Source organism: Bacteroides sp., from assembly GCF_030151085.1.
In the GTDB taxonomy this organism is placed as follows: Bacteria; Bacteroidota; Bacteroidia; order Bacteroidales; family Bacteroidaceae; genus Bacteroides.
Genome location: NZ_JASLER010000098.1, coordinates 46,625 through 62,409 on the forward strand (window position 1 = coordinate 46,625; position 15,785 = coordinate 62,409).

General features: G+C 43.8%; 13 protein-coding genes. 8 read left to right on the plus strand and 5 right to left on the minus strand.

The window, feature by feature from the left end; translation table 11 throughout:
- Positions 1-7: 7 nt before the first annotated feature.
- The 4 genes from Q1W14_RS21140 to Q1W14_RS21155 all read right to left on the minus strand — a co-directional run bounded on the left by Q1W14_RS21140 (position 8) and on the right by Q1W14_RS21155 (position 6,128).
- Entirely contained in the window at positions 8-1,966 is a 1,959-nt protein-coding gene (locus Q1W14_RS21140) for an ABC-F family ATP-binding cassette domain-containing protein (protein WP_300704774.1), read from the minus strand.
- A gap of 139 nt (positions 1,967-2,105) precedes the next feature.
- Positions 2,106-3,692 (minus strand): hypothetical protein, encoded by a 1,587-nt coding sequence (locus Q1W14_RS21145; protein ID WP_300704775.1) that lies wholly within the window; start codon positions 3,690-3,692, stop codon positions 2,106-2,108.
- A gap of 4 nt (positions 3,693-3,696) precedes the next feature.
- Entirely contained in the window at positions 3,697-4,731 is a 1,035-nt protein-coding gene (locus Q1W14_RS21150; protein WP_300704777.1) for an HlyD family secretion protein, read from the minus strand.
- A gap of 77 nt (positions 4,732-4,808) precedes the next feature.
- A complete protein-coding gene (locus tag Q1W14_RS21155) occupies positions 4,809-6,128 on the minus strand; it encodes a TolC family protein (RefSeq protein ID WP_300704779.1) in 1,320 nt (439 codons plus the stop codon).
- A gap of 165 nt (positions 6,129-6,293) precedes the next feature.
- On the opposite strand from Q1W14_RS21155, the gene Q1W14_RS21160 reads away from it, so the two are divergent.
- Positions 6,294-7,193, plus strand: coding sequence for an AraC family transcriptional regulator (locus Q1W14_RS21160; RefSeq protein ID WP_300704781.1), 900 nt, complete (start codon positions 6,294-6,296; stop codon positions 7,191-7,193).
- 15 nt (positions 7,194-7,208) lie between these two features.
- On the opposite strand, the gene Q1W14_RS21165 is transcribed toward Q1W14_RS21160, so the two are convergent.
- Complete coding sequence (locus tag Q1W14_RS21165) at positions 7,209-7,625, minus strand: DoxX protein (RefSeq protein WP_300704783.1); 417 nt, start codon at positions 7,623-7,625, stop codon at positions 7,209-7,211.
- Positions 7,626-7,850: 225 nt separating this feature from the next.
- On the opposite strand from Q1W14_RS21165, the gene Q1W14_RS21170 reads away from it, so the two are divergent.
- From Q1W14_RS21170 to Q1W14_RS21200, 7 genes are all read left to right on the plus strand, one after another.
- Positions 7,851-10,262 carry a TonB-dependent receptor gene (locus Q1W14_RS21170; protein ID WP_300704785.1) on the plus strand — a complete coding sequence of 804 codons (2,412 nt, stop codon included), beginning with the start codon at positions 7,851-7,853 and terminating at the stop codon, positions 10,260-10,262.
- Between the two features lie 684 nt (positions 10,263-10,946).
- Positions 10,947-11,372: a DUF3836 domain-containing protein gene (locus Q1W14_RS21175; RefSeq protein WP_300704786.1), complete on the plus strand. Its 426-nt coding sequence runs from the start codon at positions 10,947-10,949 to the stop codon at positions 11,370-11,372.
- 225 nt (positions 11,373-11,597) lie between these two features.
- Complete coding sequence (locus Q1W14_RS21180) at positions 11,598-12,545, plus strand: hypothetical protein (RefSeq protein WP_300704787.1); 948 nt, start codon at positions 11,598-11,600, stop codon at positions 12,543-12,545.
- A gap of 7 nt (positions 12,546-12,552) precedes the next feature.
- Positions 12,553-12,993 carry a S24/S26 family peptidase gene (locus Q1W14_RS21185; RefSeq protein WP_300704789.1) on the plus strand — a complete coding sequence of 147 codons (441 nt, stop codon included), beginning with the start codon at positions 12,553-12,555 and terminating at the stop codon, positions 12,991-12,993.
- A 21-nt stretch (positions 12,994-13,014) separates the two neighbouring features.
- Positions 13,015-13,287, plus strand: coding sequence for a PqqD family protein (locus Q1W14_RS21190; protein WP_300704790.1), 273 nt, complete (start codon positions 13,015-13,017; stop codon positions 13,285-13,287).
- A gap of 12 nt (positions 13,288-13,299) precedes the next feature.
- Entirely contained in the window at positions 13,300-14,394 is a 1,095-nt protein-coding gene (locus tag Q1W14_RS21195; RefSeq protein WP_300704792.1) for a nucleotidyltransferase family protein, read from the plus strand.
- A partial coding sequence (locus Q1W14_RS21200; RefSeq protein ID WP_300704793.1) for an ABC transporter ATP-binding protein occupies positions 14,391-15,785 on the plus strand: 1,395 nt, incomplete at its 3' end. The genes Q1W14_RS21195 and Q1W14_RS21200, both read left to right, overlap by 4 nt.

The window sequence follows — 15,785 nt, forward strand, 5'->3', positions numbered from 1 at the left end:
AGTTTTATCATCCTTTTCTTGCTTCTTCCATCTCCACAGAAGCCTCATCCCACTCTTCCATCACACGGTCCAGTTGGCTTTTCAACTTTTGATGCTGGTCATAAAGAGACATATCCGACGCACCCTCCGGGGTAGCCATCTTGGCTTCAAGGATGGCAATGGCTGATTCGGTTTGTTCTATTTCAGACTCACAGTCTGCCACCCGACGTTCTAATTTCTTCAATTTCTTATTCAGTTCTTTCTGAGCTTCGTAAGAGAGTTTGTTATCCGAAGGCTGGACATTGTCAGCTTCTACTGTCTTATTAGTAGCCAGCGAAGCCGATAAGCCAGAAGATTTCTGCAACTCGTTCAGGCTCTCTATCTGCTTTTTTTGAAGGAAGTCATAGATACCTCCGAGATGTTCTTTCACCAATCCTCCACCGAATTCATATACTTTAGTCGCAAGTCCATCCAAAAAGTCACGGTCGTGACTGACAATTATCACTGTACCGTCAAATTCACGAATAGCATCTTTCAGCACATCTTTAGATCGCATATCAAGATGGTTCGTCGGTTCATCGAGAATAAGGAAATTCACCGGTTCCAGCAACAGCTTAATCATAGCAAGGCGGGTACGCTCTCCACCGGAAAGTACTTTTACCTTCTTGTCCGAAGCTTCGCCACCAAACATGAAAGCACCGAGAATATCGCGTATTTTCAGACGGATATCACCTACGGCAACATGATCTATCGTATCGAAAACCGTAAGATCTTCGTTGAGCAACTGTGCTTGGTTCTGGGCAAAGTAGCCTATCTGCACATTATGTCCTAAAGTCAGTTTACCGGTATAGTCGGTAATCTGATCCATAATACACTTCACGAGGGTAGATTTACCTTCACCATTCTTTCCAACAAACGCTATCTTCTCACCACGGTTTATGGTCAGATTTACATCGTGGAAAATAACATGATTGCCGTAGGCTTTGGCTACCTCTTCACAGATGACCGGATAATTACCACTACGGCTGCTACAAACAAATTTAAGTCGAAGTGAGGAGTTGTCTTCCTCGTCCACCTCAATACGGTCTATCTTCTCCAGTTGTTTGATGCGGCTCTGTACTTGCACTGCTTTAGTGGCTTTATAGCGGAAACGTTCGATGAAGTCTTCGGTATCCTGAATCTGCTTCTGCTGATTCTCGTAGGCACGAAGTTGCTGTTCACGGCGCTCTTTGCGAAGCACGACAAATTCGTCATATTTCACTTTATAGTCATAGATGCGGCCGCAAGTGATTTCAATGGTACGGGTAGTTACATTATTGAGGAAAGCACGGTCATGGCTGACGAGCACTACCGCATTGGCACGAGTAGAGAGGAAATTCTCCAGCCATTGAATACTCTCGATATCTAGATGATTGGTAGGCTCATCAAGCAACAATACGTCGGGACGGCGCAGCAAAAGTTTTGCCAATTCGATACGCATGCGCCAACCACCGGAAAACTCACTGGTGGAGCGGTCAAAATCCTCACGGCAGAAACCGAGTCCCATAAGGGTGCGTTCTATTTCGGCACGGTAATTGGTACCGCCCATCATCAAGAAACGTTCGTTCTCGTGAGTGAAGCGGTCAATGAGTTTTTGGTAATCTTCGCTGTCATAATCCGTACGTTCGGCAAGTTGTTGGTTCATGCGTTCAATATCCGCCTGCATTTCGAAGATGTGTTCAAAGGCAAGTTCGGCTTCTTGCATTACGGTATGCTCATCGCTGAGTATCATTACCTGAGGTAAATAACCGATGGTACATTCTTTGGGAACAGCAATTACGCCGGAGGTAGGCTGCTGCATGCCAGCCAGTATCTTGAGCATGGTAGATTTGCCCGCACCGTTTTTACCCACAAGGGCTATGCGGTCTTTTTTGTTGATGACGTAAGAGACGTCTTCAAACAGAGGGGTGGCATTAAATTCTACCTTCAGTCCTTCTACAGATATCATAGTGTCAATGAAATTATCGTTTAGAGGTGCAAAGGTAGCGATTTTCAACTGATTATGATAAGAAAAAGGGTATAAATCTGTCAAGCGAATTGTATGTCAACCTGTACGTTGTTCAAAGTAGCGCGGATTAATAGCCATTTCATTCCTCGTGCGTCGATTGCCACGTCTCCCGTTTCACTAACTTACGAATAGCTTTGTAAGTAGGATGTATTGCATTTTGTGGACGTACCTTGCTCTCATTCACCATAAACAAAAGCAAACAGAATAAACCTAATAGTGTCAGCCAACCAAAAATCTCTTTCATTGACACTATAAGCGCTTGCTGCTGCACGACACCATAGAGTTGTCCTAAAGGAATATGTGAAGCTAGGGGATTTACATGATCGAGATTTGTACCAAGAAGCATCGCATTCCGTTTCAGTGTAAATTTCAAGATTTCACCTAACATAGCTGTTCCTAGCACACTACCGAAAGCAGCACTAACAAACGCCTGAACACCGACTGCCTGAAAAAAGTTCTCGAACGGCACACGAGACAAAGCCGTGAGAAAACAAATCGCAATAATCACATACCCGAAGCCTCGCAGAAAAACAGGTAGTACTAAAGCCGACTTAGGCAGATTATAGTCGATAGTGAAATAGAACATCGCCAAATAACCCACGATAGAAGTAAATGCAATGACCGTCATCACTTTATAGCTCCATTTACGCAAGGCAAATGTCTGATAGGTAAAGAATGCACCCGCCACAATGCCAAGCATCACCACCCAATTCAAAGAAACTGTATTCAAGGAATCATAACCGAGAATCCCTTCCAGATAGACATGTTCCAACAAATGTGACGGGGCAAGCAGGAAATCTATCAATATATAAAGAAGAAACGGCAACCATACCATGCGATAACTGAACGTCTTGAGTGCAATAAACGGATGCCGGATGAATGATGCACGCCAAATGTTGAGCAGCAACATCACCAGTCCTGCCAATGTAGCCATGCGAATATAGTCGGATTCAAACCAGTCATAATGGTCACCGTAAAGACAGATGAAGATGATACAAAGAAGAATTAAGCCCCATAATAAAGCCCCCAGCCAATCGATCCCATATAACGGCAACCTGCGCATCACACGGATATTGCGAAAAAGTACCATCACAAGCAGCATTACAAAGCCCAGCAAACCAATGATGAACCAGTGCATATATTCCCACTTCGTGAAATAGGAAACGTAAATAGTGGCAAGTCCCGACAGCTGGATACAACTGTTCACCAGCAAGTATATGAAGCAGAAAAAGATGGAAAGGTCACGCTTTGGAGTAAGCCAAAGTTGTATTGTTGAATTACATTCAAAGGTAGCCCACATGCGGAAAAAGCCCGAAATAAAGCTGATTCCCACCAAAAGAGGCACACAATCTGTATTTACGCAAATCAGGTTACAAATGATTAGCGCCGTACAACAAGTGAGGAATGCCACCTTCGAGGTAAACTGGAATTTCAGCCGGAACATGATGGCAAATGTCAACGCCATGCCTGCCATAGAAGCATAACCTGCCATCATGATATCTTCCTGCATCAGTGCCAGTGAGCCAACCATCTCACCTGCCGCCGCCATATAGATGCCACCGGAAAGTTGGAAGATGACTACCATACAGATAATAATCCACGGCTTCCACTTCTCCGGGACAAAATCACGGATGGCAGGGATAGAAAAAGGTCCTGTTTCGTGCATAGGATTAATAGTTTACTTCGCATTCTACATTCATACCGGCACATAGGCGGTTCATATCTTCGGGGCGGTTGTCCGGCGTAAACTCTATACGAACGGGGATGCGCTGTTCTATCTTTACGAAATTACCGGCAGAATTATCTTGTGGAAGCAGCGAAAAGCTGGCGCCGGTAGCTCTTGAAAGAGATTTCACTATTCCCCGGAAAGTAATGCCGGGAATGGCATCGACTTCTATTTCGACTAGATTGCCTTCGCTGATATTGGCGGTTTGGGTTTCTTTGTAATTGGCGATAATCCATCGGTCGTTAGCATCGACTACATCGACAATGGTTTGTCCGGGTTGTATCAACTGACCTTCCTGAATATTCTTACGTCCGGTCGTTCCATCGCAAGGGGCAAGGATGACGGTATAAGAAAGATTCAATTTAGCCAAGGCAAGTGCAGCTTCGGCAAGCTGAATGCCGGCAACGGTCTGGTCGAGGCGTTGCGTTTGCTCTTGTTTCACCAAAGTAGTGGATTGTTTTTGCCGAAGCAACACCTCATAACGGGCTTTTAGTGCATCATAGTCCGTCTTTACCCCATCATATTGCTGACGGGTAACAGCTTCCTGCTCGTAAAGATTCTTGTAACGATTATATTCGCGCTCTGCATTCTCCATGCGTATACGGGCTTCTTCAATGGTTGCATCCGATACGGAGATATTGTTCTGCGTCGTATGAATCGTAGTCGTCATAGCCGATTTACCGGATAGAGCATTCTGATAATCCGCCTCAGCTTGTGCCAGGCGGAAACGATACTCGGTATCTTCTATCAAGGCCAAAGTATCGCCTTTATGCACTGTCTGGTTTTCTTTAAAACGGACTTCCTTAATAAAGCCTTGCACACGGGAATTCACAGGGACGATAAGTTGTTTCACTTGTGCGTTATCAGTAAACTCCACATTACCCAAATGAATAAAACGGGAGCTTACCCAGCAGATCCCAGCCAGTATAAGAATGATTACTACGATGTTGTAGATTAACTTTTTAGTTTTGTGCTTCATTGCTCTTTATATTTTAATTAATTGAGACTTTGATTAGTCATGTGAATAGTTATAACTTTTATCGAAACTCTGCTTCACTAAATTCTTCCTGTAGTCTTCTTCAACTTGAAGTAATTAAACAGAATATTGATACGCGCATTTGCCACCTGTAATTCTGCACTTAGTTTGGAATTACTAGCATCGAGCATATCGGTAATTAGCGCTAACTCATGCAGATAACGATTGCGAATAATATCATAATTTTGACTAGCCAGTTCAAGGCTCTTTAGTTGCGTATCGTAAATGGTGAATGATTCTCCGAAGCGGACGTATGCTGCTTTTACTTCAGTCTGTACATCTTCTTGCAGCAGACGCCTGCCCTCCACGGCACGTTGCGTGGCAATCTTCGCCTTGCGGATATTCTTACCGGACTGATAAATAGAAGCGATATTAAACTTCACTCCTACCCCGACATACCAATAATTCAGGTTCTTATCAATGGGAGGCACCTCAATGGTAATCGGGCCATCCAAAAGATTAGCAGCAAACAAGGCAACAGATGGTAAGCGTTCGGACTTCGCCAGTTTCTCGCCATGCTGCGATTGTTTGATACCCAGTTCTGCCTGTTTCAATGCCGGAAGCTGTTCGGCAGCGGTATTCTGCCATTCCATTTCGGGAGAAACTAAGGGAAGTTTGTCAAGAATACAAGAATCAATGCCAATCACGGTTTCCCGCGGAAGCCCCAGAATGGTGACGAGCTGATTGTTGATGATAATTTGACTATTTTCTATTTGTGTCAGTGCCAGTTCCAGCGACTTCAATTGTAGTTCATAGCGGGTGATGTCGTTTTTCAAAGCAAGGCCTTCGTGTGCTTTTGCTGTGATATCAGTCAGCAGGCGTTTGGTCTGTTCGATGTTCTGCTTATATACCTCCGCCTGATTACGCAGTTTATATAACTCCAGATAATTACCAACCAGCAGAAAACGAATATCTTGCCGATTCTTGTCCTTGTCCAATTGCGCTACTTGTTGGCGCAGTTTTGCCATTGCAATATTGCTCGTAATAGCTCCACCGGCATAAAGTACTTGTGAAGCTTCGATAGCAAAATTATTCCCGAAGTGCGGCATAGGCGCGTTTTCACCATCCGAGAAATCACGGTCGGCAATCCAAGCATCGCCCAGATAGCTGGCAGAGAGGGAGACATCAATTGAGGGTAACAAAGCATTCTTCGCCACCTTCACAGCCTGTCCGGCTTCCTGTTCCGCCAAGTCAAAGGTCTTGATACTACGGCTGTTCTTATCAGCCAGTTCAAACATCTGTTCTATGCTCAAAACACAATTGGAAGGGGTTTGGGCCAAGATACAAGCACCACACCCCATTCCTGAAAGCATGAATAGAGAAAGAGTAAATTTCCTCATATAATACCTATTGTAAACTAATTAATTATTGTTCTCAAAATCGGCGGCAAAGGTCGGGAAAAAGCCTCACCTCTTAAAATCTCAAATTACACAATACTGGTTTTATTTGTACCATTCCATTCTTTTGAGTACCTTTGTACAAAGATTAAGAAGGAGCATCAGGACATGAAAAGGCCCATTCACATAAAGAGCATCAGTGACTTCCTACAAGGGGATAAAGAACCTATACGGAGGAAGATTAATTGTGTGGAGTTCGATGCAGAGGGTATCCGGAAACATCTATTCTCTCCGGTCTTCTTCAATGCCACTATCTGCATATTGGTTTTATCTGGAACAGCGCAGGCAAACATCAATCATCAATCCCATTCGGTCTCAGCCAATACGACCTTCGTCCTTTCCGCTTCCCATCTCCTCTTTTTCGAAAATTGCAGTCCCGATTTCCGTTGCCTTTGTCTTTTTGTAAGTAAAGAGTTTATGAAGGAGATGGACTCTACTGATATGATTTACCGACGAATACGATATGGCGTCCGACTTTACAACGCCCCCATACTCGTTATGGCTCCTGAAGATATTTCCCTTCTCTCCACACGAATATCCGCCATCGACCGGGCAATCGTCAACACTGCCCATCGGCATTATAAAGATGTTATTCTGAATACCCTTTTTGCTTTCTACCTCGACCTGAGCGATGTTATCGACCGGAAAAGTGAATGGTACGACGACCCCAGCCTGACGCGCCATGAAAGCATCATCAAAGCTCTCATAGAACTGCTGATAGAGAATTACCGTAAAGAGCATAAAGTAGATTTCTATGCTTCCCAACTGAATATTTCGGCGCATTACCTCACCTTAATTGTAAAGCGCATCACCGGGCAAAGTGTCTGTGACTTTATCTTTGAAATGCTTTATAGTGATGCGCGCAACCTGTTGACTTACTCCAAACTTTCTATACAAGAAATTACGGCAACACTGTGTTTCTCTGACCAATCGTCCTTTGGTAAGTTCTTTAAACGCCGGGCAGGAGTATCTCCTGCCGATTACAGAAAGAATAAAGGGATGGATTAACTAATCCATCCTATCTTACTTCTCTTTCTGATAGTTTTTGAATAGTAGGAAAGAACAAGCCGCTGCCGAGAATACACTATAATCCAATGGAGCCTTGAAACTAGAAAAGAGCAACATAGAGAATGCAAAAGCCACTAATAAAAGTCCACTGAGAAGTGATACTATACGTTTCTGGTAGCCAACTATCAATAATACTCCAAGGGCAACTTCTGCAATGGTAACTCCCCAAGCTAAAAGTGGTAATACGAGTTTAGGAACCCACGGTACTAAGATACCGGTATATGTGATAAAGTTATCCATATTACCCCAAACAACATTCTCATTCCCCAAAAGAGGTGTCCACAATCCAAAGCGGTCTGCAACTGCTGACAGAAAGCTCAAAGCAATAGCTATACGTGCGAACAAAGAAATATAATCTATCTTTTTAGTCATATCAAATTTCATTATATATTGAAGACATCATTAATTCTTTCATTTTAACAAATCACTTCCATGAAATGTTTTGTATTACATTAAGCTTTACGCAAAGCTTATTTCAAATAAGGATTGAAAAAGGTTTCTACTAATATGTCACAGTACTGAGTTATAATTAATTCATTTCTTTCCGGTTTTGAAGCATCTGATTATCTTTGCAGCACACATTATAAAATAATCGACATGAAAAGTACATTTATTCTTCTTTTTTTCTTTTTCTGCTTCCAATCCGTAATAGCGAATTCTTCGCAAATCAAAGGGATAGTTCGTGAAAAAGGTACAGGCAATCCGCTGGAGTTTGCCGATGTTTACCTCTCGAAGAATGGAGCAGGCATCATTGCCAAAACTCATACGGAACTTAGCGGAAGTTTCCTGTTGTCAGGCGTGGAAGCCGGAACCTATTCGCTGATGGTGAAGTTTCTGGGATATGATATTTATACGCGGGATTCAATTGTTATCCACCCTACTGAACGGGTTACGGACATGGGAGTGATCGAACTGCAACCGCTGGAAATCGGTATAGCCGAAGTCGTAGTGAAAGGCACGAAGAGGCAAGTGGTTTACAAACTGGACAAGAAAATTATAGATGCTTCCAGCGCGCTGATGAGCAGTGGGGGCACAGCAGTGGATATTCTTGAAAACACTCCGTCGTTCCGGGTCGATGCAGACGGAGAAGTGACTTTCAGAGGAAGCAGCGGTTTCAAGGTATATATCGATGGAAAGCCTAGTTTCTATTCGGGCAGTCAGGCATTGCAGCAGATACCTGCCGGACAAATAGAGAACATTGAAATCATTACCACTCCTTCGGCACGCTACCACACAGACGGAGAAGTGGGTATGATTCATATCATCACCAAGAAGAATAAGCAACAGGGCATTAACGGCATGGTTAATCTGTCGGGCAGCACAGCTCTCTCCAACAGCATAGACTTCTTACTGTCACAGCAACATAACAAACTGCAATGGCACCTCGCTGGACACTGGAATCAACCGATACGTGAAAGTGATTTCGAACAGAGCAAGACTACCATTGTTGATAACATCACCACCACTTCCATATCCAACGGCCCCCGAAAAGGGAAAAACTATCATTATGGATTACGGGGTGGCGTAGACTATGCCTTCTCTCCCCGAACATCGGTCAATGCAGAATTGGAGATCGTTTATGATAAATTCACCCGTGAAGGAAACCTGGATTATACAGAAATGCATACGGATGCCAACGGCGTATCCGGCCCGTACAATCACAACAGCCGCGACATGTACAACCTGCATTCGACTGTCAACAGTGCCAAAGCTGGATTCTCGCACAAGTTCGACGACGACGGACATGCCTTGAACGGAAGCTTCAGGATAGGCATCGAAAACGATCCGCTTGAATATTTTCAAAGCGATCTTTTCGACAAGAGCGGGCAACGCCAACAGGGACACCGTGCCTGGGAAAGTGAAACACGCCGCACTGTGGAGGCAGATCTTACCTATAATTACCCATACAGCAAAACCGGTACTTTGGAAAGTGGTTATCAGTATCATTCCTATCTGGAAGACGGTGATTACAGCATGCAATTCTGGAACCCGGAGAAACAGGAATTTTACTGGCGTGAAGATATATACAATACTTTCTACTTTCAACGCGGAATCCATTCGGTTTACCTGATAGGAAGTGACAGTTACAAGGCATTCGATATACAGGCTGGAGTCAGAGGGGAGCATACGCACCAAGTGCTGCGCAGCTCTATTGAAGGGGCAAAGCGCACCGAAAACCGTTTTGAGATATTCCCTTCGGTACACATCGGCTACACGCTACCTCATGAGCAGAAACTGACATTTGCCTATTCTTACCGGACTAATCGCCCGCAACTCTTTTATATGGAACCGTATATCACCTATCGCGACTATTATACGGCCGAAATTGGAAATCCCGACATACGTCCCGAATACATACATTCATTTGAACTGAATTATAAAAAGAGCATCGGTGAGCAGGTGCTGCAATCGAGCCTGTTCTACCGGTCGCGCAAAGATAAAATTGAGCGTTTACGCGTACCATACGAAGCTGGGGTTACACTGGACTCAATGGCTAATGTAGGTAATGACCATGCACTGGGCATGGAACTAAGCGGACAATTCATAGTCAACAAATGGTGGAACCTGAATGTGAACGGTAATGTCTATTATTATAAGGTAGTGAACAACATCAATTCGGGAGGTAAAAAAGAGACGAGCACCAATTACGACGTAACCGTAAATAATCTCTTGCGTGTGTTCAAGAACACTCGTATTCAATTGGACGGCAACTTTGTAGGTCCTTCAGTGACTACCCAAGGACGGTCGGATTCCTTCTGGTTTGTCAATCTGGCTATCCGTCAGCAATGGCTGGGTTCCAATCTGCAATCAACCCTGGCCTTCCGGGATATATTCAACTCTGCACGTTATAAGAGTGAAATTATCACTCCTAACCTACAATCTATCACGCATATACGACCAAAGTTTCCCGTTATCACGCTGTCTATCAGCTACACTTTCAATCATTTCAAGCGGAGTTCGCAGAATTCAAAAGATAGCCGTGACTTATTTGAAGGTACCAATCACTAAAAAGGGTATCTGACGGGGGGGGGAGTTAATCTTTTGACACAGATGACGCTGACAACGCAGATTTTTCTTTTACTCATAGCGCAGCCATTAAATCTGCGTTATCTGCGTCGAAAAATAAGATATATGCATTTAATTCATTACTTACTTGAAATGAATTAAATAACAATGTGTAATATAACCTCTTAAATCACTAGAAATAAGTTTTTTCAACCCTAATAATAATCCTTTCTATGCCTACAAACTAGTGGGCTGCTTACAAACGTCCTATAAGTTGGTTATAAACAGCTCATCGGTTGGTTGCAAACATCCCATAAGTCGGTTGCAAACAGCTTATATATTTATTGCATGTTTAGAAATTGTTTTAACCATACCGGAAAGTTAGTTATCACTGACTAGATAATTATTTTCAATATACGGTAAATACTTGATTGCCTGATTGGCTCTTTTCCAGTAGAAATGAACATGCTTTATTGATGATAACGCAAACATAATGATTGCTTTTTATTGATATTGTTCGTTTCTGTGCGGACACTTGTCCGAAAGCGGACATAGCTTCATTTTGGATAATCACTGATAATCAACCAATTACTAGTTTGGCACGCGAATTGACTATATATAGGCGAAGGCGGTTGACAAAAACACCACCTCAGAAAACGAAGTAATAACAATAAAAAAATAACGATTATGAAAACGAACTTAATCTCCAAAGCAGTTGTAATGTTAGCAGTAGTAATGGCAAGTGTAATGAACTTCTCAGCAAGTGCAGTAAACCCTACCCAGTATGTAACCAACAACGAGATGACTGGCGAAGTAATGACCGCCAAGAACATCTTCCGTAATGAAGACGGTCACTTATTCCGCCACCTGCGTTACACTTATACTTACGACAACGAAAACCGTGTGACCAGCAAAGAAGCCTCCAAGTGGAACAGTGAGAAAGAAGCCTGGGTTCCTTATTTCAAACTCGATGTAGAATACTCTGATAATGAAGTTGAACTGAACTACGCTTGCTGGAATAACAAGAGCAATGCTTACGACAGCAATGTACAAAAGACTGTTTATGAATTGAATAATAGCAATGTTAATATGATGCTTGCAAGTACAAAATAGATATATAAACAATCAAAAGAAGCCGGCTATCTGGAGTAAAATCCAGGCAGTCGGCTTCTTATTTCATATAAATGTGATTAATTTCCATCTGTTAACCGCATTTTTAGCATCCCAAGCCGGACTTTTCACCGCAAACAAAGTATAAACACCAATATTTTAGTTACTTTTGTCACAAATACGAACAATATTCTAGCATATTCAGCAGACTAAATAACCAATAAAATCATGAAGCACCAAGCCTCGTCCTATCGCGTCGGTCCGCACATATTCAGCATCATCAACAATACTAAGATAGATATTGCAGATACTTTACCTTCGCTTTCACCGTTCGTACTTCCAATAACTTCAGACGCAGCAACTATCTTTGAATTGCATCTGACAAATGCAGAAGGTACAGGGATAACCGAAGAGCAAGATACGGATATCTGTTTCGATTGGGAAGACGCACGTTGTGCTATTCGTCCGCTAGAAAATACTGCTCATATCATAAATATCACTCCATGGAATTCTGAAATAACATACAGCATGGAGTGTGCTGACGGATTCCGTCGGTGTACTGCTTACCTACCAACTAACGAAAATACTGCCAAAGACTTGCCGAAACAGAGAGGTACGATAGGCTTCGGCCTCAACAATTTCCTAATGATGCTCTACGCTTTCAATGCCGCACGACATCATACATTGCTGATGCATGCTTCAGTTATTGCATCTGATAATAAAGGATACCTTTTTCTTGGAAAGAGTGGTACCGGCAAAAGTACGCATACCTCACTTTGGTTAAAACATATTCCGGGATGCCACCTGCTGAATGATGACAATCCGATAGTACACGTGGATATTCCGGGCAAGCAAGTTACGGTTTACGGTTCACCGTGGAGTGGAAAAACGCCCTGTTATCGCAATGAGTATATGCCAGTAGGTGCATTTGTAAGGCTGGAACAAGCACCAATGAATGAAATTAAGAAAGAAAGTACAGTACGGGCTTTTGCCGCATTATTGCCTTCATGTTCCTGCCTGAAACAAGACAATGAAATATACAGAGAAATCGTTTCAACAGTAACCGATCTTGCCGCCCTCGCTCCTACTTTTCATCTGAAATGCCTGCCCAATCAAGAGGCAGCAGAGCTTTGCCAAAAGACGGTAGAGGAGGAAATGCCCAGAGTGGTAAAGTGATAATAAGATGAAAAAGAATATTCCGAATGAAATATTACTTCCCGAAGTAGCCCGGCTCATTAAGGAAGGACATACGGTAACCATCGTCGTACGAGGGAATAGTATGAATCCGTTTCTAGTGGATCGGCGTGACCGGATAATTCTGGGAGGCTTCACTACGGATGATCTGCAACCGGGTGCCGCCGTACTGGCACGTGACATAACAGAACGTATCGTATTCCATCGGATTATCCACCGTCACGGCGATACACTGATATTGCAAGGTGATGGTAACCTGGCGCAAACAGAAGAAACTTCTATCGATCAGGTTATGGGACTTATGGCCGTAGCCATACGCAAAGATAAAAGATACCCGGCTGACGGTAAAGTATGGAAGCGCTACTCTTATTGGTGGCTGAAACTTACTCCGGTAAGGCGTTGGCTACTCGCCCTATTCAGAAGATTATAACTAATAAAAACATATAGAATTATGAGAATCAGAGAAGGACTTTTCCTACATAAAATAGGTGACGAATGCATTATCATGCAAGACGGTTCCTCCCATGTGGACTTCAGCAATATCCTGAACCTGAATCCTACCGCCGCTTACCTTTGGACAACCATAGGAAATCAAGAGTTCGATGCCGCTTCTATTACACAAATGATGACGGAGCATTATGAGGTAACCGAGGAGCAAGCACGCTTGGATGCGGAAGACTTTATCAAAAAGTTAAAGGACGCCGGAGTGGTGTGTGACTTATAATATAACGACATTATGCAACAAGCATTCTTCTCATTAGTGCGTTCCGGTTTGTGGGGCATGCCGGCCAATATTACACTTTTTCAATCCGTATCAGAATCTGATTGGAATACGTTATACCGCATGGCACAATCACAAGCATTGGTTGCGTTGACTTTCGATGGCATTTGCACCCTTCCTGCGGAACTGTATCCGCCACGTCCGCTTTATCTCCAATGGGCAGCCAATACCATTCGGATAGAGCAAGCCAATGAACGTCTCAACCAAATGCTAACCGAACTCACTCCTCTTTATAGTAATGCCGGGTTAAATCCTGTTTTGCTAAAGGGGCAAGGTATCGGAACCAACTATCGAAAACCACAACATCGCCAATGCGGTGATATTGACGTCTATCTGGGAAAGAAAGGACAACCCGTCGCTAATCAACTATTGTTGCAACAAGGCGCCATAGTAGAAGGGGAAGCTTCTGATAAACATGCCAGTTACGCCCTTCGGGGTGTACATATCGAGAACCATCGTATCATCCTTCGTCTGAACAATCCGCTTGCTAACCGTAGTTTCCGGAAACTAGTGAACGAATGGTACCCTAAAAAAGCAGAAACGGGTTATACCATGCCAGTTCCTCCCCCAACCTTCAATGCACTTTACATCTTCCTGCATGCCTTTGTCCATTTTCTGAACAGTGGCATCGGGTTGCGCCAACTTTGCGACTGGGCCTGCCTGCTTAACCGTCGTCATAAGGATATAGATACTCCTGCCCTGCTTGGTCAACTACAAGATCTCGGATTGTTACGTGCGGCACAAGCATTCGGTTACATTGCCGTTACATACCTCGGACTTCCTGCTCATCATCTGCCCTTTCCATTGGAAGATATTAAGGAATTAGGAGAGAAACTACTGGAAGATATTCTGGCTACCGGAAACTTTGGTCAACATGATACCCGTATCAAACCCCGCCCCAAAGGATATTGGGCAGGGAAATGGTATACTTTTATGCGTGCCACCCGCCGTTGTAATGCATTAAGGCAGTTTGCACCGGGCGAAGCTTTTTGGTATCCGGTTACGTTGGTAAAAGGCACCATAGCCATACAAATGAATAGATTAAAGTGAAGACCAAGAAACTAAAATATATTTGGTCCGTCTCTGCCGGGCAACGCGGATGGATACTACTAAGTTGTTTTACAGGCATCTTGGGAGTGGGCTTGTCACTTGCTTTTATCTATGCTTCCAAACAAGTAATAGATATTGCCACCGGAGCAACAACCGGAAGTCTGGTACATGCGGCCATCCTTACCGTTATTCTGCTGATAGCCCAATTGCTTTGCGGAACTGCCGATACCTGGATCAGCACCCGCATGCAGATAGAAACCGGAAACACCCTGCGGCATCGCCTTTTCTCCCGCCTGCTACAAAGTTGCTGGAATGAATTAGAGCGCTTCCATACAGGTGACATCGTAAACCGCATAGAACAAGATACTTCCGCTATTGTAACTTTGCTGACATCCTCTATCCCGACATTCATCGTTACGGGAGTACAACTATTAGCCGCATTCGTATTCTTCTGCTATCTTGACCCTTCATTACCTTGGTTGGTAGTTGCCATACTGCCCATCTTTCTATTGGGAAGCCGATTCTATATGCGGCGCATGCGGAGATATACCCATGACATCCGGAAAAGTGATAGCCACATTCAATCCGTCATTCAGGAAAGCCTGCAACACCGTACGGTAATTAAAACTTTGGAACAGAGTGAACGACACCTCGACAAACTCGACGACCTACAGGATATGCTCCGTAGCCAAGTCATGGGACGTACACGTTTCTCACTTTTTGCCCGCACCATGGTTGCTTTTGCCTTCTCCGGAGGTTATCTCACTGCTTTTCTTTGGGGAGCCGTCCGCCTCAGCACCGGTAGTATTACTTTTGGAACCATGACCGCTTTCCTACAACTCGTCGGAAAAGTACAACGTCCCGTTCTTGACCTTTCGCGTCTGATACCTTCGGTTGTCAATGCCCTTACTGCCGTAGACCGGTTACTGGAACTTGAAGAATTGCCAGCCGAAACAAGTGGAGAAACGATCTTCTTCAATACTACTCCCGATTTAGTATTGAAAGATATCGCCTTCGGTTACTCCACAAGCGACCAACCTGTATTCGATCATTTCTCTTGCAACTTTCCCGCCGGAAGTTGTACAGCAGTTATTGGAGAAACAGGAAGAGGCAAGACAACACTTATCAGACTTCTGCTCGCCCTCGCTACTCCACAGGCAGGAAGTGTCACCCTCAGTAGTAAAAACCCTATCACCGCACCGCCCCACCTTTCAACTCTCAACTCTCAACTTTCAACTATACAAATTTCCCCTCAAACCCGGAGTAACTTTGTTTATGTTCCCCAAGGCAATACCCTATTTAGCGGCACAATCCGCGACAATCTACTTATGGGCAATCCGCAAGCCACAGATGAAGACATGCACCAAGCCTTACATACCGCTACCGCCGAT